35 protein-coding genes are annotated in these 23672 nt (G+C 45.4%); 28 read left to right on the top strand and 7 right to left on the bottom strand.

Annotated elements, in window-relative coordinates; translation table 11 throughout:
• Positions 1 to 10: 10 nt before the first annotated feature.
• From RBH91_RS07135 to RBH91_RS07150, 4 genes are all read right to left on the bottom strand, one after another.
• Positions 11 to 586 carry a TetR/AcrR family transcriptional regulator gene (locus RBH91_RS07135; RefSeq protein WP_307893957.1) on the bottom strand — a complete coding sequence of 192 codons (576 nt, stop codon included), beginning with the start codon at positions 584 to 586 and terminating at the stop codon, positions 11 to 13.
• Positions 587 to 680: 94 nt separating this feature from the next.
• Positions 681 to 833, bottom strand: a complete 153-nt coding sequence (locus RBH91_RS07140; protein WP_307893958.1) for a hypothetical protein — start codon at positions 831 to 833, stop codon at positions 681 to 683.
• A gap of 29 nt (positions 834 to 862) precedes the next feature.
• Positions 863 to 1099 (bottom strand): hypothetical protein, encoded by a 237-nt coding sequence (locus tag RBH91_RS07145; protein ID WP_307893959.1) that lies wholly within the window; start codon positions 1097 to 1099, stop codon positions 863 to 865.
• A gap of 27 nt (positions 1100 to 1126) precedes the next feature.
• On the bottom strand, positions 1127 to 1537 hold the full coding sequence (locus RBH91_RS07150) for a regulatory YrvL family protein (protein WP_076762255.1): 411 nt from the start codon (positions 1535 to 1537) through the stop codon (positions 1127 to 1129).
• Positions 1538 to 1667: 130 nt separating this feature from the next.
• Here RBH91_RS07150 and RBH91_RS07155 point away from each other — a divergent pair, with 130 nt between their 5' ends.
• Positions 1668 to 2297, top strand: coding sequence for a poly-gamma-glutamate hydrolase family protein (locus RBH91_RS07155; RefSeq protein ID WP_307893960.1), 630 nt, complete (start codon positions 1668 to 1670; stop codon positions 2295 to 2297).
• Positions 2298 to 2332: 35 nt separating this feature from the next.
• On the opposite strand, the gene RBH91_RS07160 is transcribed toward RBH91_RS07155, so the two are convergent.
• A complete protein-coding gene (locus tag RBH91_RS07160) occupies positions 2333 to 2944 on the bottom strand; it encodes an ImmA/IrrE family metallo-endopeptidase (RefSeq protein WP_404802499.1) in 612 nt (203 codons plus the stop codon).
• Positions 2945 to 3175: 231 nt separating this feature from the next.
• Complete coding sequence (xre, locus tag RBH91_RS07165; RefSeq protein WP_076762257.1) at positions 3176 to 3517, bottom strand: HTH-type transcriptional regulator Xre; 342 nt, start codon at positions 3515 to 3517, stop codon at positions 3176 to 3178.
• Positions 3518 to 3690: 173 nt separating this feature from the next.
• Here xre and RBH91_RS07170 point away from each other — a divergent pair, with 173 nt between their 5' ends.
• From RBH91_RS07170 to RBH91_RS07265, 21 genes are all read left to right on the top strand, one after another.
• The gene (locus RBH91_RS07170) at positions 3691 to 3912 is read left to right on the top strand and encodes a helix-turn-helix transcriptional regulator (RefSeq protein WP_076762258.1); all 222 of its coding nucleotides are present in this window, start codon (positions 3691 to 3693) and stop codon (positions 3910 to 3912) included.
• A gap of 27 nt (positions 3913 to 3939) precedes the next feature.
• A complete protein-coding gene (locus RBH91_RS07175; protein WP_307893962.1) occupies positions 3940 to 4245 on the top strand; it encodes a hypothetical protein in 306 nt (101 codons plus the stop codon).
• Positions 4242 to 5084 carry a winged helix-turn-helix domain-containing protein gene (locus RBH91_RS07180; RefSeq protein WP_307893963.1) on the top strand — a complete coding sequence of 281 codons (843 nt, stop codon included), beginning with the start codon at positions 4242 to 4244 and terminating at the stop codon, positions 5082 to 5084. The genes RBH91_RS07175 and RBH91_RS07180 overlap by 4 nt, the downstream gene beginning before the upstream one ends.
• Entirely contained in the window at positions 4984 to 5784 is an 801-nt protein-coding gene (locus RBH91_RS07185) for an ATP-binding protein (RefSeq protein ID WP_307893964.1), read from the top strand. The genes RBH91_RS07180 and RBH91_RS07185 overlap by 101 nt, the downstream gene beginning before the upstream one ends.
• A complete protein-coding gene (locus tag RBH91_RS07190) occupies positions 5781 to 5954 on the top strand; it encodes a hypothetical protein (RefSeq protein WP_307894840.1) in 174 nt (57 codons plus the stop codon). Before RBH91_RS07185 ends, RBH91_RS07190 begins: the two co-directional genes overlap by 4 nt.
• 99 nt (positions 5955 to 6053) lie before the next feature.
• Entirely contained in the window at positions 6054 to 6431 is a 378-nt protein-coding gene (locus RBH91_RS07195) for an XkdD/Y8K6 family phage-associated protein (RefSeq protein WP_307893965.1), read from the top strand.
• A complete protein-coding gene (locus tag RBH91_RS07200) occupies positions 6410 to 6616 on the top strand; it encodes an XtrA/YqaO family protein (RefSeq protein ID WP_076762261.1) in 207 nt (68 codons plus the stop codon). Before RBH91_RS07195 ends, RBH91_RS07200 begins: the two co-directional genes overlap by 22 nt.
• Before the next feature lie 122 nt (positions 6617 to 6738).
• A complete protein-coding gene (locus tag RBH91_RS07205; RefSeq protein WP_307893966.1) occupies positions 6739 to 7230 on the top strand; it encodes a sigma-70 family RNA polymerase sigma factor in 492 nt (163 codons plus the stop codon).
• 205 nt (positions 7231 to 7435) lie between these two features.
• Positions 7436 to 8242: a terminase small subunit gene (locus tag RBH91_RS07210; RefSeq protein ID WP_307893967.1), complete on the top strand. Its 807-nt coding sequence runs from the start codon at positions 7436 to 7438 to the stop codon at positions 8240 to 8242.
• Positions 8239 to 9537: a PBSX family phage terminase large subunit gene (locus RBH91_RS07215; RefSeq protein ID WP_307893968.1), complete on the top strand. Its 1299-nt coding sequence runs from the start codon at positions 8239 to 8241 to the stop codon at positions 9535 to 9537. Before RBH91_RS07210 ends, RBH91_RS07215 begins: the two co-directional genes overlap by 4 nt.
• A gap of 3 nt (positions 9538 to 9540) precedes the next feature.
• On the top strand, positions 9541 to 11052 hold the full coding sequence (locus tag RBH91_RS07220; protein ID WP_307893969.1) for a phage portal protein: 1512 nt from the start codon (positions 9541 to 9543) through the stop codon (positions 11050 to 11052).
• A gap of 7 nt (positions 11053 to 11059) precedes the next feature.
• Positions 11060 to 11899, top strand: a complete 840-nt coding sequence (locus RBH91_RS07225; protein ID WP_307893970.1) for an XkdF-like putative serine protease domain-containing protein — start codon at positions 11060 to 11062, stop codon at positions 11897 to 11899.
• A gap of 18 nt (positions 11900 to 11917) precedes the next feature.
• On the top strand, positions 11918 to 12853 hold the full coding sequence (locus tag RBH91_RS07230) for a phage major capsid protein (protein ID WP_307893971.1): 936 nt from the start codon (positions 11918 to 11920) through the stop codon (positions 12851 to 12853).
• 5 nt (positions 12854 to 12858) lie between these two features.
• Positions 12859 to 13053, top strand: a complete 195-nt coding sequence (locus RBH91_RS22645) for a YqbF domain-containing protein (protein ID WP_404802483.1) — start codon at positions 12859 to 12861, stop codon at positions 13051 to 13053.
• Positions 13037 to 13411 carry a protein YqbG gene (gene yqbG, locus RBH91_RS07235; RefSeq protein WP_307894692.1) on the top strand — a complete coding sequence of 125 codons (375 nt, stop codon included), beginning with the start codon at positions 13037 to 13039 and terminating at the stop codon, positions 13409 to 13411. Before RBH91_RS22645 ends, yqbG begins: the two co-directional genes overlap by 17 nt.
• Positions 13408 to 13764: a YqbH/XkdH family protein gene (locus RBH91_RS07240; RefSeq protein WP_076762270.1), complete on the top strand. Its 357-nt coding sequence runs from the start codon at positions 13408 to 13410 to the stop codon at positions 13762 to 13764. The genes yqbG and RBH91_RS07240 overlap by 4 nt, the downstream gene beginning before the upstream one ends.
• Positions 13761 to 14249, top strand: coding sequence for an HK97 gp10 family phage protein (locus tag RBH91_RS07245; protein ID WP_076762271.1), 489 nt, complete (start codon positions 13761 to 13763; stop codon positions 14247 to 14249). The genes RBH91_RS07240 and RBH91_RS07245 overlap by 4 nt, the downstream gene beginning before the upstream one ends.
• A gap of 12 nt (positions 14250 to 14261) precedes the next feature.
• Positions 14262 to 14702, top strand: coding sequence for a phage portal protein (locus RBH91_RS07250; RefSeq protein ID WP_307893973.1), 441 nt, complete (start codon positions 14262 to 14264; stop codon positions 14700 to 14702).
• Positions 14703 to 14927, top strand: a complete 225-nt coding sequence (locus tag RBH91_RS07255) for a YqzN/YkzM domain-containing protein (RefSeq protein ID WP_307893974.1) — start codon at positions 14703 to 14705, stop codon at positions 14925 to 14927.
• A complete protein-coding gene (locus tag RBH91_RS07260; RefSeq protein WP_307893975.1) occupies positions 14927 to 16273 on the top strand; it encodes a phage tail sheath family protein in 1347 nt (448 codons plus the stop codon). The genes RBH91_RS07255 and RBH91_RS07260 overlap by 1 nt, the downstream gene beginning before the upstream one ends.
• Position 16274: 1 nt before the next feature.
• Complete coding sequence (locus RBH91_RS07265) at positions 16275 to 16718, top strand: phage tail tube protein (protein ID WP_076762275.1); 444 nt, start codon at positions 16275 to 16277, stop codon at positions 16716 to 16718.
• A 181-nt stretch (positions 16719 to 16899) separates the two neighbouring features.
• Here the strand turns inward: RBH91_RS07265 and RBH91_RS22650 are convergent, their stop codons facing one another.
• Entirely contained in the window at positions 16900 to 16983 is an 84-nt protein-coding gene (locus tag RBH91_RS22650; RefSeq protein ID WP_404802500.1) for a putative holin-like toxin, read from the bottom strand.
• A gap of 163 nt (positions 16984 to 17146) precedes the next feature.
• Between RBH91_RS22650 and RBH91_RS07270 the strand changes: the two genes are divergently transcribed.
• From RBH91_RS07270 to RBH91_RS07295, 6 genes are read left to right on the top strand one after another with little or no spacing between them, the layout of a single operon-like run.
• Positions 17147 to 17596 carry a phage tail assembly chaperone gene (locus tag RBH91_RS07270; RefSeq protein WP_307893976.1) on the top strand — a complete coding sequence of 150 codons (450 nt, stop codon included), beginning with the start codon at positions 17147 to 17149 and terminating at the stop codon, positions 17594 to 17596.
• 41 nt (positions 17597 to 17637) lie between these two features.
• Positions 17638 to 17775 (top strand): hypothetical protein, encoded by a 138-nt coding sequence (locus RBH91_RS07275; protein WP_094777344.1) that lies wholly within the window; start codon positions 17638 to 17640, stop codon positions 17773 to 17775.
• A 2-nt stretch (positions 17776 to 17777) separates the two neighbouring features.
• Complete coding sequence (locus RBH91_RS07280) at positions 17778 to 21671, top strand: transglycosylase SLT domain-containing protein (protein WP_307893977.1); 3894 nt, start codon at positions 17778 to 17780, stop codon at positions 21669 to 21671.
• Positions 21664 to 22320, top strand: coding sequence for a LysM peptidoglycan-binding domain-containing protein (locus RBH91_RS07285; protein ID WP_307893978.1), 657 nt, complete (start codon positions 21664 to 21666; stop codon positions 22318 to 22320). Before RBH91_RS07280 ends, RBH91_RS07285 begins: the two co-directional genes overlap by 8 nt.
• Positions 22321 to 22375: 55 nt before the next feature.
• Positions 22376 to 23356, top strand: coding sequence for an XkdQ/YqbQ family protein (locus tag RBH91_RS07290; RefSeq protein ID WP_307893979.1), 981 nt, complete (start codon positions 22376 to 22378; stop codon positions 23354 to 23356).
• Entirely contained in the window at positions 23353 to 23661 is a 309-nt protein-coding gene (locus tag RBH91_RS07295; protein ID WP_076762280.1) for a DUF2577 domain-containing protein, read from the top strand. Before RBH91_RS07290 ends, RBH91_RS07295 begins: the two co-directional genes overlap by 4 nt.
• The last annotated feature ends 11 nt before the right edge of the window (positions 23662 to 23672 follow it).

A 23672-nucleotide genomic window follows, 5' to 3' on the forward strand; every position in this document is an offset into this window, starting at 1 on the left:
CCACCCTTGATTATGGTTTTAGCAAATATGGAATTTGTTCGGCAGCCGCGCTTAGCGGCCGTCCGTTTTTTTTCGTAACCGAGAGTACATATGCGCCTTCAATCATAGCCTGGATCGCGATGCTCAAACTGTCCGCTTTTTCTTTTGGAAAACCAGATTGAATCAGCTTTTCCTGATACACACGCTGCCAATCTCTATACACCTGATCACAAGTTTTTCGCAGCACTTCACTCAAAGACCATGTTTCTGCAGCGACAGATACAATCGGAATATCATCGTTTTCTTCCATCATGTATTCTTCAATCCCATCAGCCATCATCTGAATGTACGTTTGAAAGGCCTTTACAGGATCTGAATCCCGGCTGAGGGCTGAGGAGATGTATGTTTTGATCCGTTCGCCGGTTAATTTGATGGCTTCGGCAGCCAGCTCTTCTTTCCCGCTGGGAAAGTAATAATAGATAGATCCTCTTGGCGCGCCGCTTTCGTCCGTGATTTGCTTCAGCCCTGTAGCATGATAGCCTTGTTTTCGGAAGAGCCGGGAAGCTGTGTGCAGGATTTTATCGCGGCTCCTTGTTTTATCTGTCATCATATCATCCCTTTTATTTTTATACTGATCGGTCAACATAAAGTATTGTAACGAAAAAAAAGGCCCTTTTTAAAGGCCTTTTTTAGAAATAGTGTCAAAGGACTATTTTCATGATCAGGCTGCCGTCCCATTTCAGACACACCAAGGCAGACTCGGAAATCGTGCACATTCCAAAAAAAGAATGGGATCGTTCCTCCAGTTTTCTATGTTTTCGATATTCATTTATGTCTTTTTCTTGTTCAGTCATTTTGCCCATCTCCTTTTGTATTGAACTCTTTAATAAAATTCATTTGAAGATTTCAGGCAGCTGATGAACAGCGGCATTACGGCAATCACTGCCAAGATGAAAAGCAGGTTGTTTGATATCAAATGTACAAATGCAGTATTGATAATATAAAGGGCCAAAACCATTAAATAAAAAGACAGCCATATATAGCAGTATATCTTTTTATTGAATGGTTCTTTTAAGTAAATCAACAGAAATAATCCTGCCATTAAAACCAAGTAAGTCATTTCCTAACATTTCCCTCCGCTCTTGGCTTATTCTTCCGTTCTTCCCCTTTCTTTATTGTCCTCAAAAGCCAGCTGGATCACGAATAAAAACAAGCAGGCGATGATTTCGACATCCAGAGGGATGGTAATGCTGTCCATCATTTCATCTGCAAGGTGAATCGAAAGCCAAGTAAAGAAGCATTCGATTGTAAAAGTGACGGCTTTTTGTCTGATCAGCAAACTGAGAAATTTTTCGGGAATCTCAAAGGCCACACCGAGTACAAAGCTTAAGAGGATATACCAAAGCAGTGAAGCCGGTGATTCATATGTCACGCCGAAAATCGCGAAAAAGCCGGCAGCGCCGAAATAATAAGAGCCAAATAAGAGTGCGAAGACAAAGAGGATTAAAAGAAAGATTAAGGTAACTGCGATCATGTTTCCAAGTGTTTTTTTCATCATTCAGCATTCATTCCTAATCGTGCAGTATACATTTGATCATATCAAAAAAAGATCCAATTGTAATTTACAATTGTTAAGACTCCCGGTAAACTACTAAAAAAACAGGAAGTCAGGAGAGAGAAAATAAGCCATGAAGCGCGTTTTAACTGATCGATATGCAAGTTTTACAGAGCTGGTTGATCATGAAACCGAAGGAATCGATTATACGGTGTTTTCACGGGAATTAGAGAGCGGTCTCCTTGTAATGGCTCCGCATGGAGGAGGAATTGAGCCTGGCATCAGCGAAATTGTACGGGCTTTAACTGAGGATTGTTCCGTTTATCTGCTCGAGGGGCTGAAAAGCTCAGGCAATAAATGGCTTCACGTGACAAGTGCTCATTTTGATGATCCGCTTGCCATGCAAATGGCCGGGAGACATCAATACATATTGGCTTTTCACGGTTATGAGGAGCGCTCTCTTTGCCAGACGCTGATCGGCGGCACTGACCGAAAGCGCGCCCAGGTTTTTGCCGAGGCGCTTAGAAAGCAGGGTTTTTCTGCGGTGCTGCTGTCGGCCGGCGCTTGTCTTTCAGGAACGAATCCGGCAAGCATCAACAATCGGTGCAAAACGGGTTTAAGCGTACAATTTGAAATCAGCACAGCACAAAGAAAGGCGATGTTTGGCCGTTTCGGTTTAAAGGGAAGAGAAAACTCCAAAAATGAGGTGTTTTACCGTTATCTGAAAGCAGTCAGGGAAGGGGCGAAAAAAGCGTATGGATGAGCGCAGCCGGCATTTTAAGCCGGCTGTTTTTTCTGTCACTTTTTCAGCAAATATGTTGCTTGTCTTTCAGCGGCAAAAAGCTGTTGAGCGCTTTTGGCAATGGAGTAAGGGCGTCGTGACTTTCTTTTATAGCCTCTGAGTTCATCTTCATCATGGCAGTCAAAAGCCCTGTCTTCGGCTGCAATTTGGAGGCTGTCCGTCCATGCTTTATGGAACTCCATTCCGATCTGTCGCTTTTCAAACAATTCGATTCGTTTGGAGGCAAACTCGTCTGTCACATGAAAAAGATCAGCAATCATTTTTACGGCATGACAGCGCAGCTGGGGAAAATCCAATTTTAAAAGCATGAAAGTCGGTACGCAAAAATGATACATAAATTGATTGGCTTGAAATTCCTGAAGCTCCCTAAACATTTGATTCATGTTCAGTTGATTTCCCGCGTGCTTTAATACATGGCAGAGTTCGTGTGCGAAGTCTTCCCATTGCTTTTTTCTTGACAGGCTGCTGTTGAGAATGATGCTGTACATGCCGTCATGCTTGATCATCATGCTGTTCACATGTTCATAATGAATCCAAATATTTAAACTCGCCGCTATACGAGTCATATCGATTTGATGCGGCTCAGTGAAACCGAACTTTAGATACATATTTTTTACGTATTCTTCTAGGTGAGATAAATAAAATTCCAATAGAGACACCCTTTCGAACAAATGTTCCGTTTTTAGCGGAAAGAAAAGCCCGGCAAAGGGGCTACTGATATATAATATATACGATGAGCAGCACCTTTAGCAAATCTTTCCCTTTTTTACATCATCTTAATTATTAAATCGGCGCTCATCAGGGAATGTTTAATGAAAAATTCCTTTTTTATCCGTTTTTTAATCTCCGGGTTTCCGCTTCTTCTCTTTTTCTTTTAAGTATTGAATAAATTCAATCGCCTGCTGTCTGCTTTCAGGGGAGAATTCCCGCATGTCCCGATAGGCAATTTGAAGATCAGGATCATCAAGCATGTCTTGAAGAGATTTTTCCTTTTCAGCACCTGTCAGTAAATAGTCTATTGTCACTTTATAATAATCAGCCAGTTTTTTTAAGGTTTCATAGTCCGGCTCGCTTCTTCCGTTTTCATAGTGGGAATAGCGCGCTCTTGATACGCCGATCTGTTTTGCTACATCTTCCTGTGTTCGTTTTCCTCTCAGGCTTTTTAGTCTGCCTCCCAACATAGAATGACCTCTCTTCCTCATTCGGCATTATAATATCTATTATAGATACAAAATGTATCGAAATAAACAAATGATAAAAAAAGTATCAAAAAAGTGTTGATGATAAGAAATGTATCATTTATAATCATAGTCATACAGATACCAATTGTATCATAAGCGGAGGAGTGGGGCATTTGCGAAAACGTTTAATTGAAGAGCGGTCAAGGAAGGGATGGACCCAAAAGCAGGTTTCCGAACGATTGGGGATTTCTGAGGTGTATGTTCGCAAAATCGAAAAGGGAGCGCGAAATCCGGGCAGAGAAACGATGCTGAAGTTTGAAACGCTCTATTCCGTTCCAGACCGCGAGCTTTTTCCCGATCTTTTTCAGGTCATTTTTGATACAAAATGTATCTAATTAAATCCATACGAAAGAAGGCAGATCATGAACCTCGAACATCCGATCATTACACAAATCCGGGCATACGGCTATCCAAAGGAGGCAGTAGAGCGAAAAACGATGCGAAAAGCATCAGGATCACCAGGACAGGAAGGGGAACACAGCATGGAGACGGTTGATATTTCATACAGCAATGACCGGTTCGATCAATGGAGGCTTGGCAAAGCGGGCGGTTCCATCTCTTTTACAAAAGACGGATTGCCTGTATTTCGATTTGAAAACAAAGATCAATATGAACGATACGTGAAGCTGAACGCTTGCCGCAAAAAGGGAGGAGGGGGAGTTGAATGATGAACACATCCAGTCCCACCCAGTCTGAAAACAGCTATCCGTTCTCGATTTATTCAGGTTTGTTAACTTCCGGCCATTTTGAAAAAATCGGCAGTGCTCTCTGGCTGTTTTTATGGTGTATTAGCTCAACGACGAAAGAAGTAGAACGGGATGGCCTGACATGGGGGATCGTCCTCGGACATAAGCCTCTGAAAGCATCAGAACTCGCGGACGTGTTTGGCGTGAATGAAAAAACAGTCAGGAGATGGCTCTCCCAGCTTGAGCGGAATGGCTACATTGCTGTGGCGAGAGCCCCTTACGGCTTCGTTCTGTCTGTCAGACATTCGAAAAAATTCGTCAATCAATCAAAGCCCGGATATGTCCGTTCACAGGTCAAAGAACGGACAAATGCATCTGATTGTAAGGACAAACTTGTCCAGGCTAATAAAGATATTACACAGATCAAAACAAAAAATAATCAAATTGAGGCGATAGCAGAACGTTTTGCAGCACTCAGGTCTCTGCAGGAAGACAGGCTTGTCCATCCTTCGCCAAGGGACTATCAAGCCATCGCCCGGATTGTCGCCCGCGGAGTGTCACTTTCGCAAACAATCAAATGGCTTGAACAATGCTTCCTAGAGTATGAAGGCCGGCGAAGAAGCAAACAAGAAACGATCAAGGTCTTCAGCTACTGTGAAAAATACATGCTGGACCGTCTGGCAGAGCTGGAAACCAGGAAAGAGTCAAGGAGGGGAAACAATGGCCAAACGAACAATCGACGAGGTTATGAAAGAACTGAGAAACAGAAGGCGTTTATCACAGGCGGACAAAGCGGACGAATCCGCCGAAAAACGGTATGAATGTCCTAAGTGTAAAGACGAGCTCGGGTATATCGAACAGCGCGGAAATATAGAAGTATGGGTGGCATGCGCCTGCAGGGAGCGGCGCAGAGCGCAAAAGCTTTTAAAGTCGAGCGAAATCACCGAGGCATTTAAAAACTTGAGCTTTGAAAATTTTAAGACCGCTGGCAAGCATCAGTCTGTAAAAGACGCCTATGAATGCGCACTTGAATATGGACAAGTTTATCCGGACATTCAGAAATGCCGCAGAAACAGCATTGCGCTCTTAGGGCGGCCTGGGTCGGGCAAAACCCATTTGCTTACGGCGGCAGCCAATGATCTGATGAGGAGGCTATTTGTGCCGGTACTGTATTTTCCTTTTGTCGAGGGATTCAATGATTTAAAACAGGATTTTGCTTTGCTTGAGGAAAAACTGAACAGGATGAAGCAAATTGAGGTTCTATTTCTCGATGATCTGTTTAAGCCGGTTGGCGGAAAGCCGCGGGCAACGGAATGGCAGATTGAACAAACATATGCCGTCATCAATTACAGGTATTTGAATCACAAGCCGATTCTGCTTTCAAGCGAGCTGGATGTAGAAGAAATCGTCGCGATTGATGAAGCGCTCGGAACGAGGATTGTAGAAATGTGCCAGGATTTTCTCGTTATCCTGAAAGGGAACTCTTTCGACATCAATCATAGACTGGAGGGAATGCTTTGATGTGCCGTCTATGCAAAGGCCGGCAATCGGTTCAACAGGATGTCGGCTTCGGAGTTGTTTTCAGCGCCTGTCCAAACTGCCGCGGTAAAAGCGGTGATTTGACAGAGACGATCAAAGATCTTGAAGCATTGACTTTAAAAATGAAAGCAAGGGTGAAGCAGGGTGCTTAAATGTCTATACGCGCTGATTCTCATTTTACTGACAGCGGCAAAAAGAGAAGCGCAAATTAAAAAATGGCATCAAGATGACGGAAAGTGAGGAAGAAAAGAATGGAAAAAGAAGGCGGGACGTACAGCCCATTACCATGGCGCGTCGTCAGAACAAATTCGGACTTATACATTTATTCAGCATACAGCAAACTCGAGAAAAAGCGGTTCCCGTATTCAAACGGGAGGGTCATTGCAAAAGTCGCTGATTACACCGCGTTTTCACAGGAAAAAAATGCTCAGCTCATCGCAGCAGCACCGGAGCTGCTGATCGCAGCAAAACTTGCGCTCGCCTACTTGAATCGAAAGGGGCCGGATGATGCCGCTTCGGTTGAATATAAATTGAAGCATATATTAAGTAAAGTCATCGCCAAGGCGGAAGAACATGAAGCAGATACAGCCGAAAAGGGGGAACACAGATGCAACACCCGACACAAATAAAAGCCATTCACGATACAACCGTCGGAAGCCGAATCACAGAGGGAAAGGTGACGGTGATCGTACTTGACGGAATCAACGGAACGGCATGGCAGACCGAAGCCCCTGAGCATGGGAAAACCGTTGTTGAAACGAGAAAAGGAGATCTGGCAAGACTCGATTTTGAAATCGGATATAAGCTCAGCTGATCCCCCTTAAAAATCAATATGTCCAAGACGGAAAGCCTGCGGACACTGATCAGAATGCACAAATCATTGTGCAGCTGATTGGTGTCCTTTTTTGATTTCGAAAATACGGAGGTCAACAAAAAATGGAAGACTTACTTTTTGAATACAAAAGATCATTGAAAGAGACGAAAAATCTTTATCAGCCTTATCAAGATGAAAGCGGACTGACAGCGGAACAGCTGAAAGATAAAAAACTGATCAGAAGCATGATCACCGATTTGGAATATGTCATCGAATGGCTTGAGAACGGCAGAGAACCTGGAATCAGACGAGCCATTGACAGGCGGGATTCTTATAAACGGATGCTGATTAAAGACCCGCGGATTATCGATACTTTTTCAGAAGGTATTGCATTTGAACCGGCGCAGGAAGTATCGGCGTTTGATAAAGCGCGGATTGAAGCGGCCCTTTCCGTTCTTACGGCAAGGGAAAAGGAAATTTTCATTTTAAATAAGGTGGAGCAGTTTTCTTATGAGCGTATTGCCGCCATGCTGGGCATCAAAAAATCAACCGTGCAGACCAATGTCAAACGGGCGCAAATGAAAATAGCGAAGCAAATGACAACAGCCTCTTAATTGTTTGATTTAAAAAAATCAAACTTTTGTCATACGTTTGCCACCTATAAGTGAAAAGAGAAAAACATAAATATTCATCTGCTGTTTGCAGCCGTGAACAGGGAGCATATACAAGATCTAAAAAGCAGTCGTTTCGGCAGAGTTTTAGATCATACGAATGGACTATAAAATATAACAGGCTGAAAGAAAGGCGGTGAGACCTGCGATGCCAAGGCCTAGAGATCCAAAAAGAGATGAAGCATACAAGCTCTACCAAAAATATGAAGGGAATATCACAAATCGCGCCATCGCCAGTGAGCTTGGGGTTTCGAATCAAAAAATCAGCGCCTGGAAAATCCGCGACCGCTGGGAGGAAGCCGTAAACGGAAGTCAAAATGGTAAGGGAAAACCTGTCGGCCTCATTCATAATGAAGGGCTGAATGAACGACAGAGATTGTTTTGCATTTACTATGTCAAAAGCTTTAATGCCACCCAAGCCGCCGTAAAAGCGGGATATTCTCCCGCAAGCGCCCATGTGACAGGCTGCCGGCTCCTTAAAAACGATAAGGTGGCGGACGAAATCAGGCGCATCAAAAAAGATATGGTAGGTGAGATTTTCGTAGAGGCGATGGACGTCCTTCACGTCTATGTGAGAATTGCGTTTGCAGATATGACCGATTATGTGACATTCGGCAAGAAAGAAGTGCAAGCGGTCGGAAAGTCAGGACCGCTCTTTGACGAAGAAAATAAACCCATTATGAAAGAGGTCAGCTTTGTCGATGTCAAACATTCCGATTTTGTCGACGGCACAGTGATCACAGAAGCAAAGCTGGGCAAAGAAGGTATTGCGATCAAGCTGGCCGACAAGATGAAGGCGCTGGACAAGCTGTCACAATACTTTGACCTGTTCCCGGATTCATTTAAACGGAAAATCGAAAAAGAAAAGCTGAAGCTCGCCAGACAAAAAACGGAAAAAGACGCACAAGACGGTGCTGTTGAAGTGTTGATCACCCGAAAAGGTGATTCGGCTTGATCATGAAGGAGGTCAATCCCCATTTTGAAGATTTTGTATTTAATTGGGATCAAACCTTTCAATTTCTCGTCGGCGGATACGGCTCATCGAAAAGCTATCATACGGCATTAAAAATCGTCTTAAAGCTCCTTCAGGAAAAGCGGACCGCCTTAGTGGTGCGGGAAGTGTTTGAAACACACAGGGACTCAACCTTTTCATTATTTTCATCCATTATTGAGGAGCTCGGGGCTCAAAAAGCAGTCCAGGCGGTTTCCTCGCCGATGCACATCCGGTTCTCCAATGGGAGCCGGATCATTTTTAAAGGAATGGACAATCCGGCTAAATTGAAATCAGTCAATAATATTTCGCTGATTTGGATCGAGGAATGCTCAGAAGTGAAGTATGAAGGCTTCAAGGAATTGATCGGCCGGCTGAGACATCCTGATTTTAAACTCTATATGATCTTAACGACAAACCCCGTCAGTCAAGCCAATTGGACATATAGACATTTCTTTAAGGATGAGCGGAACAAACGGTTTATTTTGGATGACGAGACCCTGTATGAGAAGCGGATAATCGTCATTAAAGATACGTATTACCACCATTCTACGGCCGAAGACAATTTGTTTCTGCCGAAAAGCTACATCAAACAGCTTGAGGATATGAAAGAATACGATCCAGATCTTTACCGGATTGCCCGGAAAGGCCGTTTCGGGGTAAATGGGACAAGGGTTTTGCCGCAATTTGAAGTGATGGAGCATGATGAGGTGATGAAGCAGATTTCTTTCATTAATAATCCCTTGAAGAGAACCGGGATGGATTTCGGATTTGAAGAATCCTACAATGCCGTCATCCGATCGGTCATCGATCCCGATAAAAAAGTTCTTTATATATATTGGGAGTATTACAAGAACAAGATGACAGATGACAAGACGGCAGAAGAGCTCAAGGAACTCCGCGACACACAGGAGCTGATTAAAGCCGACCCGGCTGAACCGAAAAGCATTCATTACTTCAGACAAAACGGTTTTAACATGGCCGGCGCCCGCAAATATCAGGGGTCGCGCCTGCAATATACGAAAAAAATCAAACGGTTCAAAAAAATCTATTGTTCTGACCGCTGCATCAATACGATCTATGAATTGCAGCCGCTGACCTATGCAGCGGACAAAGACGGAAATATGAAAGAGGACCAGTTCACGATTGACCCGCATACTCTTTCTGCTTTATGGTACGCGCTTGATGACTATGAAGTCACTGATTTGAAAGCCGAACCGGAATTGAAAAAACGTCCAAACAGAAAAAGGAGGAGGTAACGCATGACCTCTCAGCAAACAGTAAGAGCAAGGGTCATGAAATCCCAGCTTCAGGGGCCTGTGACCAAGCAAATATATGAAGATCAATTTACGGAAATCTACGGTGAGGACATTATCGCGCCTCCATACAATATCAAAGAGCTCAAAATGATTGCCGAATATTCTTCCATTCTTCAGCAATGTATTGATGCATATAAAACGAATATTTCCGGCTTCGGGCTTGATATCGAATATGCATTTGATTTTAACGGAGCCGATGTGACGCCCGACAAGAAAAAAGCGGCTGAAACCGATTGGTCCAGGCTTGAAGAATTTTGCCGCCACCTTCATTTTGATGAATCAGCGGAAACGGTATTAGGCTATATGATAGAAGACCGGGAAAAGACAGGAAACGGCTTTTTGGAAGTATTGAGGAACGGCGCGGGACAGCCGGCCGGAATTGAATACCTTGATGTGAAAAATATGCGCGTCTGCGGTTTGACGGAACCGGTCGAGATCGAATTCGTCTTCATGGAAAATGGAACCGTGAAAAAAGTGAAAAGACAGAAAAAATTCCGCAAATACGTCCAGATGATTGACGGAAGGAAAGTGTACTTCAAAGAGTACGGCGATCCGCGCATCATGGATATGACCACCGGCGAGTTTGACGGACAGACTCCCCCTGAACGAAGTGCGAATGAAGCGATCCATTTTAGAATTGGCAGCGGTGTCTACGGCGTTCCCCGCTGGATCGGGAATATCGTCAATCTTTACGGAGCGAGGAAGGCGGAAGAGCTGAATTACATGTATTTCAGACAGGGGCGGCATGTGCCGGCCGTGATTACGGTAGAAAACGGCATGCTCTCAGAGACGTCGTACAGAGAGCTGCAGGAATATATGAATGATTTGGAAGGCGTTGAAAATGCCCATAAGTTTTTGCTGATCGAAGCCGAAGGAATCGCTCAGGAAAAAGATCTTCACGGCACACAAGACATTACCCCAGTCAAAGTGGAAATTAAATCGCTTGCTGAAATTTTGCAGGAAGATGCGCTGTTTCTTGAATATGACGAAAAAAGCCGCAACAAAATCCGCTCGTCCTTCAGGCTTCCTCCGCTCTATACAGGAGATGCCCATGAATACAACAGGGCGACGGCTGATACCGCCCGCAAAATAACGGAAGAACAGGTTTTTGAACCGGAGCGGAAAATCCTGATCGGCAAGCTGAATACGCTGTTTCTGCGCGACTTGAAGATTTATCATGCCCGGCTGCAGTTAAAAGGACCAGACTTTCGCGACCCGCTTGAGATCGCAAAAGTGCTTGGTCCTTTTATTCAGGCGGGAGCCGTTTCCGCGAATGATCTGCGCGATCTGGCTGGAAGGGTGCTTGGCAAAACGCTTGATGAATGGCCTGAAGAGATTTACAGCCGGCCGCCCGCCGCTCAGTCTCAGCCTCAAGATGCGGCTGAAATCGCAAGCCTTATACCGGAATTAAAGACCGTCATCGAGTCATTGAAAAACAGCCCTGAAAGGAGGTGAACACTTCGTGCCGAGAGAGCTTAAGAATGCAAAAATCAATTTTGTCAGCTATGTCGATAAAGCGGCTAACAAAAAGAAATTCTTTTTGACCAAATCAAGCGGGCCGCCGACATTTCAAAAGGAAGTCAAACTGATCACAAAAGCAGCGGATGAAAAAAAACTCGTCTACGGTGTGGTCTATGAACCGAATGTCATGGATGCCCACAGCGATTTTATGACGGCTGAGGAAATCCAAAAGGCGGCTCACGGTTTTCTGAAAGAGGCCCGCAAGATTGACAAGGACCACAATTTTCAGGGCGGCGTCGGTGAAGTTGTCGAATCATATGTCGCTCCGGCTGATTTTGAAGTAAACGGCGAAACGATTGTAAAAGGCTCTTGGGTCTTGGTCACAAAAGCCTGTGATGAAGTCTGGGAGCAGATTAAAAAAGGAGAAATAACAGGCTACAGCATGGCGGGGACCGCTGAAACGCTCCACCATCAATCAGCAGCCGACAGGGAAAATGACAGTTTTTTTCAGCTGATGAAACAATTTTTCGCACGAGACAAACAAAAAAAGGGAGAGGAAGAAAAAGAGATGAAACGAACAGAAGTCCAGGGAACCATCGAAGCCGTCTTGGCTCCGCTTCTTAAGCGTCTTGACGCTCTGGAAGAAAATACAGATGCAAACGATAAACACGATCAAACACAGCAGGACGCTCATCTTAAAGAAGTGATCCAGGAAATGCTCGAACCCCTTATTTCACGAATTGAAGCGCTCGAAAAGATGAGAGGCGCTTCAAAGCAGACCGAAGATGAAAAAGGCGGAGCTGAGGAAGTTAAAAAATCGATTTGGAGCGGATTGCTTTAATTCAAGAGGAGGAAAACAATGAGAAATCAAGATATCATTCGAAAAGCAGAAATGTCGCTTGCGACGCTTAAAAGCGGAGGATTAATGAATCCGGCGCAGGCTTCCGCATTTATTCGCATGGTGCAAAATACGCCGACGATCTTCAATGAATCCCGCGTCATCCAAATGGAAAACGATTCGCAGAAGTTTGAAAAGATCGGCTTTGGCCAGCGGATTTTAAGGGCGGCTGATGAAGGAAAAGCATTGGCTGATGATCAATTAACCGTCCCGGTGACAAGCACTGTTCAACTGAATACGAAAGAAGTCATCGCCGAAGTCAACATTACGTACGACACGCTTGAAAATAACATTGAAAAAGACGGCCTGCAAAATACGCTGATGCAGATGCTGGCAGAACGGGCCGCTGTCGATATTGAAGAGCTGATTGTCAATGGTGATGTGTCATCATCTGACTCATATCTTGCCCAGCTTGACGGCATCAGGAAGCAGTCCGTCTCCCACATTGTCGATGCCGGAGGAGAAGAAATCAGCAGACAGCTTTTTAAAAGGGGGCTTAAAGCCGTTCCGGCAAAATATATGCGCGTTCCTCAGGAATTCAGATTCTATACTTCGCTTGGACAGGAAGTGGAATGGAAGGACCATGTCGCAGACCGTCAAACAAATCTTGGGGATGCAGCCGTTCAAGGCGGATTGTCTACCGCTTTCGGAGTACCTGTTAAAGGGGTATCAAACATTCAGCCGTATACCTATGGAGAAGGAGAAACGGCAGGTGAGGCTTCAGACATCATCTTGACGCATCCGAAAAACATTATTCTCGGTTTCTCGCGGAATATCAGAATCGAAGTTGATAAAGACATCCGCGCCCGCAAATTTATCATCGTGCTGACTGTTAAGCTCGACAGCAAATTTGAAGAAGAAGATGCAGTCGCAAAAATGATTAATGTAAAAGAGTAGCAGGCATGTACAGTGCAAGATTGGTAAAAGGGAGAACCTATGATGTGAAAGGGTGCAGGTTCATATATCAAGAGGAACAGCCCATTTCCAGGGAAATATACCGGTATATAAAAGAAAACCCTTGTTTTGAAGTCAAGGAAACGCGCCGGAAAACGGCAAAAGCCCGAGGAAGGATGGATGAAGATGCTGATCACACCTGATGAAATCATTCAGTATTCCGTTTTCGAGGCTGTGAAAAACCGTCCTCCGGAATTGCTGCGCCGGGATATTCTTGAAGCCGAAGCAGACGTCCAGCAGATGACGGGTCATCGTTTCACAGATGAAAAGCATCATCCGCTTCCGGAAAAGGCAAGGCTCGCTTTGCTGCAGCTGGCACAATACTATGCCTTGAAAAACGGTGATGAGTCACTGCTGAAAGGCTACAAATCCGAAAAGCTAGGAGACTACTCCTATACGCTGTCTGACGGCGGAGGAATAGTGAAGCCGGATGTCTACAAGCTTCTTGAAGAATATATTCTCGATTACGAATCTGCCCGCTTAAAGGTGCGTGCGATATGAGCTACCGGAAGTTGTTAAGCGACCGCTGTGATATCTACCATGTAAAAGAAGAGCAGGCGCAAGAAGCGAGATACGGCGTTCCTGCCGGAGACCTTCAGCCGCTCCGCACATATGGGGAAACGCCTGATGCTGCAAATGTCCCCTGCTATTTTACAGAAAGAAGCCAGTCGATGATTCAAAAAGATCCGGAGCAGGTCATTTACCATTCCTATTTGGTGCATTTTCCGCTAAATGCAGATGTCCGTCTCCATGATCTAGTCGTGTGGAACGGTGTCAGCTATACCCTGCAAAAACCAAAAAGCATCAAAGATCATCATTGGGAAGTCTTGGCCGTAAGGGATGAAAAACTATGAAAATAAAAGGTTTGAAGCAGCTGTCCGGAGCACTTGAAAAAGCCGGACGCGGAAGCTTCCGGAAAAAAGCCGCCGAGTGGCTTGAACAGGAGGGGCTTGATTTTTTAGATCTTGTCAGGCAAGAAATCATGCAGGCGGGCTCCGTTGATACGGGACTGCTTCTGCGTTCGTTCCGGCGGGGAGCGGACAGGAATATATGGACAATGGAAAGCGGCGGCCTGTCGCTCGAAATAGGCACTGAATTGGATTATGCCTCATTTGTGAATGACGGTCATTGGATGGGAGGAAAAGAAGGAGTCAGGTGGATTCCCGGAAGGTGGCAGGGCGGACGTTTTCAATATGATCCCGGATCATCAAAGGGCATGGCATTAAAACGGCAATGGATAAAAGGAACAGGCTATTGGGAGCATGCGCTTTACATATTTGAGCGTTTATTTGAAAAACGTCTTGATGAAAGGCTGCAAACATGGCTGGATTCCTTGTAAGGAGGTGATGATTTGAACGATGAAACGGGATCTGTCATGAATTTCTTTTATCAAATCTTTCCCGCAGTATGCTATGAAAAAGAAATTCCAGATCATTTTCAAATACCGTCGCTTTATTTTCCTCCTCCTTCTGTCTTTGATGAAAATGACACAGTCTCAACCTTCAAGAAGGTCTTCAGCTTGAATGTAAAACTGTTTCATCATGACTCACAAAAAGCCCATGATCATGCGGAACGGATCGCAGACGCCGTAAGACAAGCGCGCCATGCCATTCCGCTTGTTGATCAGTCAGGCGCCGATACCGGGGAAAGCTTGAGAATCAGCAGAATCGAGACGAGGATAGGAGATGCCGGGACGGCGTCCATTATTGTTCAATGGAACAGCCGCTATTGGTATAAAAGAGAAGCTCAGCCTTCTCTTGAAACAATTGATTTTACAAACGGGGTGAAATAATTGGCAGTCGGTAAAAAGACAAAATCCGAAGCAAAAAAGGCGCCACAGGCAGAGCATGAAGCGCTTTTTTTTATTGCAGATCTGCGAGAGCACGCAAAAGAGCTTTTCGGCATTAAAGCGGAAGTTCTCGACGGTGCTCTTTTTCATGTGAAAGAACAACAAATTTCAAAAACTGAGGCAAGTCAGCTTATTCAAACATTTTTAGCCAAGGAGGTCATAAATTAATGAACGGCGGAACATTTACACCAGGTAAAGAAAAAGAGCGTGCCGGTATTTATTTTAATTTCAAAACGACAGCAGAGGAACGGGTTTCTCTCGGAAACCGCGGCACGGTAGCGCTTCCTGTCATAACCAGCTGGGGAGAACCGAAAACATTTGCAGCCATTTCAACCATCGAGGATTTAAACAAAAAAGTGGGACTGAACATTGATGATCCGTCTCTTCTATTGTTGCGCGAAGCGAAGAAAAATGCGGAGACGGTTCTATTATACCGTTTGAATACAGGTGTTACAGCCAAAGCTCAAATTGGCGAAACAATGACGGTAACAGCAAAATACGGAGGTGAAAAAGGGAACGACATCTCCATTCGCATTTCCGAGAATGTTCTCGATTCAAAAAAATATGATGTGGCAACTTTTGTCGGCACAGATGAAGCTGACCGCCAGACCGTTAAAACGGCTGAAGAGCTTATGCCAAATGCTTATGTCGAATTTCAGGGAGAAGGCCCCCTTGAACTGACAGCCGGCACAAAACTGTCCGGAGGTGAAAACGGCACGGCGAGTGTCGCCGATTACACGGCATTTTTAGATGCAGCTGAAACAGAATACTTTCAGACGATCGCTTTGCCCGTAGCCGAAAATGAACAGCTGAAAGCTACTTTTTCGGCTTTCATCAAGCGGCTTCGCGACAAACAAGGGCTGAAAATCCAAGGCGTCGTCGCCAATTATGCCGGTGATTATGAAGGCATCATTAATGTAACAGGGGGCGTTGTGCTGGAGGACGGCACAGAAATCACCCCTGAACAAGCGACGGCATGGGTCGCCGGAGCAAGCGCGGGTGCGACTTTTAATCAATCATTAACTTTTGTCGAATATGAAGGTGCTGTTGACGTCCTTAACCGTTTGGATGAAGACCAGGTGATTGACCGCTTGAAAAAAGGCGAGTTCTTATTTACGTTTGATGCCCGAGATCAAACGGTCAGCGTTGAAAAAGACATCAACTCTTTAACGAGCTTCACAACGGAAAAGAATAAAAAATTCTCCAAAAACAAAATCATCCGCGTCCTTGACGGGGTAAACAATGACCTGACCCGTGAATTGAAGGCTTTAATCAAAGCCCGAAAAGCAAGCGGCAGCGACATTCCTGCTTCTGACGACGGCTTGCAGTATGTGAAAACCTTGATTATCCAATACATGACGGCACTTCAGGAAGCAGGCGGCATTTCCGGGTTTGATTCAGAAAATGACATTGCCATTGCGCTGAACGAAGACCGCGACGGATTTTTAATCGATGCAGCAATTCAGCCGGTTGATGCGGCAGAAAAATTCTACTTTAATGTGGAGGTAAAATAATATGGCTTTAAAAGCGCAAAATACGATTTCAGGAAAAGAAGGCCGCCTGTTTCTTGATGGACAGGAGATGGCTCATATCAAAACATTTGAAGCGAATGTAGAAAAAAATAAGGCTGAAGTCAATATTATGGGACGGCGCATGACCGGCCACAAAACAACAGGTGCAAACGGTACTGGAACGGCAACATTTTATAAAGTCACCTCTCAATTTGTCACGCTGATGATGAATTATGTGAAAAAAGGCGAAGATCCGTACTTCACTCTCCAGGCCGTTCTTGAAGATCAATCATCAGGCCGCGGAACAGAGCGCGTCACCCTGTATGACGTCAACTTCGACTCCGCCAAAATCGCCGGACTTGACGTTGATTCAGAGGCGCTTGAAGAAGAAGTGCCATTCACATTTGAAGATTTTGATGTACCTGAAAAGCTGAAGGATACGTTTTAATGGCTGCGGGTTGTCAATATTCTCTATCTATGTTATAAAAAAGGTATATTCTTCGTAAAATAAAAATGGGCTTCAGGTGCTGGTAACACCTGAAGCCGTGTACAACGAAGCCCATAGCGGGCTGGCTCAGATTGTTCATAGAAATAGACCAATCCCTGGTTTGTGAGGCTCAAGGGTTGGTCTATTTCTTTTTGTCGAATGACAGCATGGCAACGATTAAGCTGGCAAATGTAAATGTCAGCATCAGCGCTTCAAATGTCGTCAAAAGGCCTCACCCCCTTTTTAAAGGAGTGAGCCAGACCGCCCCTTGAGTGAGCTAATTCAGTTGTACAAGGAATATTATACCATGCACTCTCGCTAAGCCGGGGGTGTTTTTTATTTTTGAAAAATACGAATCCGAAAAACGAATTTTGGGAGGACAAACAATTATGAGCGAAAAACAAGAACAAAAAGTATATGATCTATCCTTTTTTATGCCTGGCCAAACCGTTGAAGCCGAAGAAATCAAAGTCCCGATTTCAAAGCGCTTCGTCGATAAAAAAGGCAATGTCATTCCATTTGTGTTTAAACCGATTACAACAGAGCGCATCGATGAGCTGGAAAAAGAAAATACGACGTATAAAAACATTAAAGGCAGAGGCCGCGTCAAAGACCTCGACACCCAGCGCTTCTATGCCAGAATCGCGATCGAATCCACCATCTATCCCGATTTCCGTACAAAAGAATTAAGAGAAGCTTATAAAACAGCTGATCCTGTCGAAGTGGCCAAACGCGTCCTTTCCGTCGGCGGAGAATATGCCAACTGGCTCAACAAGGCGATTGAAATCAACGGCTTTGAAGACGACCTTGAAGATCTGGAAGAAGAAGCAAAAAACTAATCAAGGATGGGAATAAAGAAGCGGTGTATCTATATTTTGCGATGCATGAACTTCATTATTCTCCATCCCAGCTTCAGGAGCTCTATGAAGCGCCAAAGCCTTTTAAAGCTCTATTGTACGGCTTAATCAGCTATAAGCTAGACATTTTGGAAAAAGAAGCAAGGAAAGGAGGTACATAATCATGGCAAAACTGACTGCGCGGTTTGAGCTGGAAGACCGGGTGTCGAAGAAGCTGCGGAGGATTCAAAAAGGATTTAAGGACTTGGAAAAAAGACGGAAAATGCTTAGCCGCCCGCTTACAGTCAAAGTGAGGGCTGATAAGGCAGCGAAAACATTGAAAAAACTTCATGTTTCATTAAGAACAAATCTGGACTCGTGGCAGATGAAGATCTCAGCTGTTGACTTGGCAAGCCGGACCATTCAAAACATATCAGATCAGCTCAAAAAGAAACTGCCTGAAAGCTTTGAATTCTCGATAGCTGTTCATGACCAGGCGACAGCCGGGATTCATAAAATCAGAAACATGCTTTCCGCTCTGTCATCTGGTGATTACTCAATAACAGCAGCCGTCAATGACAAAGTGACCGATACCGTTCGAAAAATCGCCGGCTACATGAAAGGCACGTTGCAAAAAGGATATACAGCAACACTTTACGTAATTGATAAAGTGACAAATACTGTAAGCCGAATTTCATCATTCATCAAAAGCAATTTTGCGAGAGAATATCAGGCGACCCTTACGATTAATGACCAGACGATTAATAAGAAGATCTTAGCTCTTCAGAAAAAACTAAAAAACATTGAGGCTAAACGAACCCTTGAAATTGACACCATTGTAAAAGAGGAAAAGACGGACAACAATGAATCTTCTGAGGGTAAAGAGGAAGCAATATGGACAGGAATCCTAAATGCGGGTAAAAAAAGGTTTGTCAAATGGCTGGACAGTCTTCCAGAAAAGATCATGGATAAATCGTTTGATGCTGTCCTCGGCAATTTACTCAAGGGAGAGGAAAGTGGTGGGGGTTGTTGCTGTGAGGGAGGCGGTTCGTTGATCAATGAACCGACAACAAGCAGCGGGCCTGGAGGTGAAGGAAGCTCTTCTGGTGGAGAATCAAGAACAGGAAGAAATAGATCCGGCGGCAGGTTTATGAGAGGTCTTCGGAAAGTGGGAAAAGTAGGGGGTAAAGTCCTGCCTTATGCTGGGGCGCTTTTATCAGCTACTGAATTAATGGATATGAACAGTGAAAATGCAGGCCAAAAAATTGGTTCAGCAGGTGGAGGAATTGGCGGCGGTTTAGCAGGCGCAGCAGCGGGTGCGGCAATCGGAACGGCAATTCTTCCCGTAGGCGGAACAGCAATTGGAGGCGCTATCGGTGGCATGGTCGGAAGCATGGGAGGTTCAAGCATCGGGGAATCACTCGGAAAGATGTTTGATGACAACGGCGGTGTTGTGAAAACCTGGAATACAATAAAGGAAAAATCCGGAGAGGCCCTGGCAGCCATTCAACAAACTTGGTCAGCGGTTTCTGGCTGGTTTGCTGACAATGTATGGAACCCAGTTGCCGGAAAGGTCATGGAGGTAGCGACGGGCATCTGGAATCAGCTTGTAACAGCCTGGACGATGATTCAGGAAACGTTTATGACGGTTGCGGGCTGGTTTACGGAAAACGTCTGGAACCCGCTTTTCACAACAGTGATCGGTGTAGCGACAGGTATCTGGAACCAGCTTGTAACAGCCTGGACGATGATTCAGGAGACTTTTATGACAGTGGCTGGCTGGTTTACAGAAAATGTCTGGAATCCGATCATCACAAATGTGATAGCGGTAGCGACAGGAATCTGGAACCAGCTTGTGACAGCCTGGACGATGATTCAGGAAACCTTTATGACAGTGGCCGGCTGGTTTGCGGAAAACGTATGGAATCCGGTGGTCACAAAAGTGATTGAAGTAGCGACAGGAATCTGGAACCAGCTTGTGACAGCCTGGACGATGATCCAGGAAACCTTTATGACAGTGGCCGGCTGGTTTGCGGAAAACGTATGGAATCCGGTGGTCTCAAAAGTGATTGAAGTAGCGACAGGTATCTGGAATCGTTTTCAAACGACTTGGAACATGATCAAAGGAGTATGGGGCGCGGTATCTTCATGGTTTATGAATACGGTCTGGAACCCGATACAAAGTACGTTCTCAGGAGTAAAGGAAGCCATCGGAGATAAATTCGAAGCTGCCAAAAAAACGGTGACGGACATTTGGGAAGGTGTAGCCGGCTGGTTTGAGAAAAACATTCAAAAGCCGATTGTAAAGATTGCAAGTCTGATCAGTGATGGTTTTGAAGCAGCGTTCGGTTGGGTAGGAAAGATTTGGGGAAAGGTCGGCGGCGGTATCGATGCCGTCATCAACTTCATGACAGGGAACAACGAAGAAGCCGATAAAAACGCCACAGGCGGCTACATCACAAAACCAACCATCTCCTGGATCGGTGAAGCCGGGAACGAATTTGTCATCCCGACGGAAAACAATCGCGGAAGGGGAAAAATGCTGCTTGCCCAGGCGGCGACAAAGCTTGGCATGCACGTTGTTGACGACATGGGTGCCGCAGCGGCAGATGGCGGAACTGCTCCAACTGTTTCAAGCGTGTCTTCCTATTCAGCTTCTGTTTCGCCTGCCGTGAGCACCGTGAATATGGCGAATCAGGCAGCGTCTCTCGGCCGGGAATTTACCGACGGATTTGACACAGGCATCGGCTCAAATACTGTTTCACTTGATGAATGGAAGCAAAAAAATATTGGCAAACCGTTTAGCAGTCTTGCGGCAGAATCGTCTAATTACGGCAAACAAACAGTCGCCGGGTTTGCTTCAGGGCAAAATGCGTCTGTGACGGGTACGAACGGCTTTCTCCAGTCAAAAGTAAATGCGCCTTACCAAACAACAGTGAAAACCTCATCCTCATGGGGAGTGAATACTGTCAAAAACTTTGCTTCAGGGCAAAATACGACACCGACGGGGACGACGCAATACGTAGAAAAAAACATCAATAAACCGTTCCTGGATTCTAGACAGTCTGCTTCGGGATGGGGTTCCGGAATGATCGGGCATTTTATTTCCGGCATGAATGAGAAAAGCAGTGAAGTGTCCCAGGCTGCGAAAGACCTGGCCAAAAAAGTAGAAAAAGCGTTCCGTGAAGAACTTGATATCCATTCTCCATCCCGGGTTATGATGAGCCTCGGACGTTTTGCCTCGGTCGGTATCGTCAAAGGCTTAAGCTCTGTCGATGTCAAAAGTTTTGCTGAAAAACAAGCCGGATCACTGGCAGCCGCTTTCTCAGGCATCGGTGCAGTCGGCGGAAATGTGAAGTCCTGGATAAAGCAGGCGTTAATGGCGACAGGATCACCGCTGTCTTGGCTAGATCCGCTTTCTGTCATTGCCCAAAAAGAATCAGGGGGGAACCCGCGTGCCTACAACGGCTGGGACATCAATGCCAAGCGGGGGGACCCGAGCAGAGGTTTGATGCAGACGATCGGCCAAACGTTCAACGCATACAAAGAAAAAGGAATGAACGATATTTTCAATCCGATTCATAATGCGGTAGCTGCCATCAACTACATCAAATCGAGATACGGGTCGCCTTTCAATACTCCAGGTATCAAAAGCATGGCAAGAGGCGGGGCTTATAAAGGCTATGCCAACGGCGGCTTAATTACAAGCGAGCAAATCGCCAGGGTCGGTGAAGGCGGCAAGCGCGAGTGGATCATTCCAGAAGAGCGCGGCATTCGCGGCAAATACTTGCTGCATCGGGCTGCAGGAGCGTTGGGAATGGAAGTTCATGATCCGGCTTCCGAGCCGTCCGGCTCTATACCAAGCGGTCAAGCGGCGGCAGCCACTGCAGGTGCAACCCGCACGCAGCAAACGGCTGCAAAAGGAGCCAAAGAAGTCAATATTTATATAACAGGAGACAATCACTACCACAATGATCAGGATCATGAGACATTGATTGCCAAAATGAAGCGGGCTCTTGTCGAAGAGCTTGAGCGAGACATCCATATCGGAACGAAAGGAAGCGTAGCTTATGACTAAATCCGTGTACGAATTTTGGCTGACACAAGGCAAGGAAAAGCTGCGCCTCCCCGTTCTTCCGGAGCAGCTTGTGGTCAGCGATAATCTTGGTAACGAGTCGGTAAAAGTGGCGAAATTCGGCGAGGTCACCTTTATTAATGAACCGGGCGCCAAGACGATTTCGTTTTCGTCCCATTTTCCAAAAAAATATTCTTCACTCGCCGAATACAAAGGGTTTCCTTCGCCGGAAAACGCGATTCTTAAAATTGAAAAATGGATGAAAGCAAAAAAGCCGGTTCGATTTCTCGTGACCGGGACGAAGGTTAATTTCACATGCAGCATCGAAAGCTTTTCCCATCACGAGGGAGAAAAGGATATCGGCGACCGCGATTTTGATATCTCATTAAAAGAATATATAACAGCTTCGCCGCGAAAGATCAAACAGAAAAAGAAGACAAAAAAGAAACGGCCGTCCAAGTCTGCTCCTAAAGTATACACCGTCAAAAAAGGAGATACGCTCTGGCACATTGCAGGGCGCTTTTACGGAAACAGCCAGGAGTGGCGAAAAATTTGGAATGCCAATAAACAAGCGATGATAAAACGCAGCAAGCGCAACATTAAGCAGCCGGGACATTGGATTTTTCCGGGGCAGAAGCTGAAAATACCGTAGAATGTGGCACCGGCATGTCCGGTGCTTCTTCGTTAAATCAAAGCAGGGGATAATGATGATCGAACTATTTGTCATAAAAGAAACCGAATGGTATGAGCTTGTCGCAGAAAGCGTCTCATTGGAAGGCCAAAGATTTCAGGCTCCGCGCTCGATCGAGGCTCAGATTGTGATCAAGCAAGGGAACCATAAGTACTACACCGTACAGGAAGGCGATACCGTTCTGTTCAAATGGAAAGGAAAAGAGCTGTTTCGCGGCATCGTGTTCAGCAGGGTGCCGAAAGAATTTACACTGTCGTTTAAAGCGTATGACATGCTTCAGTACTTGGTGAAAAACCAGGATGTTTATGTCTTTTCGAACAAAACGGCCGATGAGATTGTCAAGCGGATTGCAAGCGACTTTCAGATTCCAAAAGGCGCGATCGCCAAAACGGGTCACACGATCAAATCGCTTGTGTTCAAGGACAATACGAGCCTATATGACATCATCTTAAAGGCACTAAAGGAAACACAAAAACAAACGGGGAAAAATTATCAGCTGTATTCAGAAAAAGGCAGGCTCTGTTTAAGAGCATGGCCATCCCCGGCGGAGATTTGGGTTTTGGAAACCGGCGTCAACATTACGGATTACGGCTACAGCACATCAATCGAAGAAACGGCAACCCGGGTTAAATTGAGAAAACAGAAGGATAACAAAACCTATACTGCATCTGAGAGCGACAGCTCGGGCATAAAAAAATTCGGCGTTCTTCAATATACAGAAACGGTTTCAGACGATATTAACCAGGCTCAATTGCGCGACCGGGCAAAGCGGCTGCAAGCCGAAAAGAAAGGTGTCAAAAAAGAGCTGAAAAGCATACAGGCCATCGGCATTCCTGAAATCCAAAGCGGTCTGCCGGTTTATATTTCGATTCCGGAGGCCGGTGTCAAAGAGACTTACTGGGTTGATAAAGATAAACATGACTTTATCGGAACGAAGCATATGATGACGATTGATGTTGTAGCGAAAAACACTTTACCTAAAGGAGCATCATCATGAGATTTAGCGATGCGATAAAAGAACTGGCTCTGGGAGCTGTAAATGCCGAAGCACCTGTTGATGTCATGCCTGCGGAAGTTGTTTCTGCCGCCCCGCTCAAGCTTAAACTGCGCGATCATGAAAAATTGGTGATCCCGTCCGACTTATTGGTGGTGGCCCGGCATTTAACTGAACATACAGAACTGATCCGGATTGACGGGGAAGAGAAAACGATACGCTTTTACAATCAATTACATGCAGGCGACCACGTGATGATTGCCGCTATGCCGGGCGGACAATCTTTTTTTGTGATCGACAGAATATAGGAGGTGGCTTG

This window comes from Bacillus swezeyi (assembly GCF_030908325.1).
Lineage (GTDB): Bacteria > Bacillota > Bacilli > Bacillales > Bacillaceae > Bacillus > Bacillus swezeyi.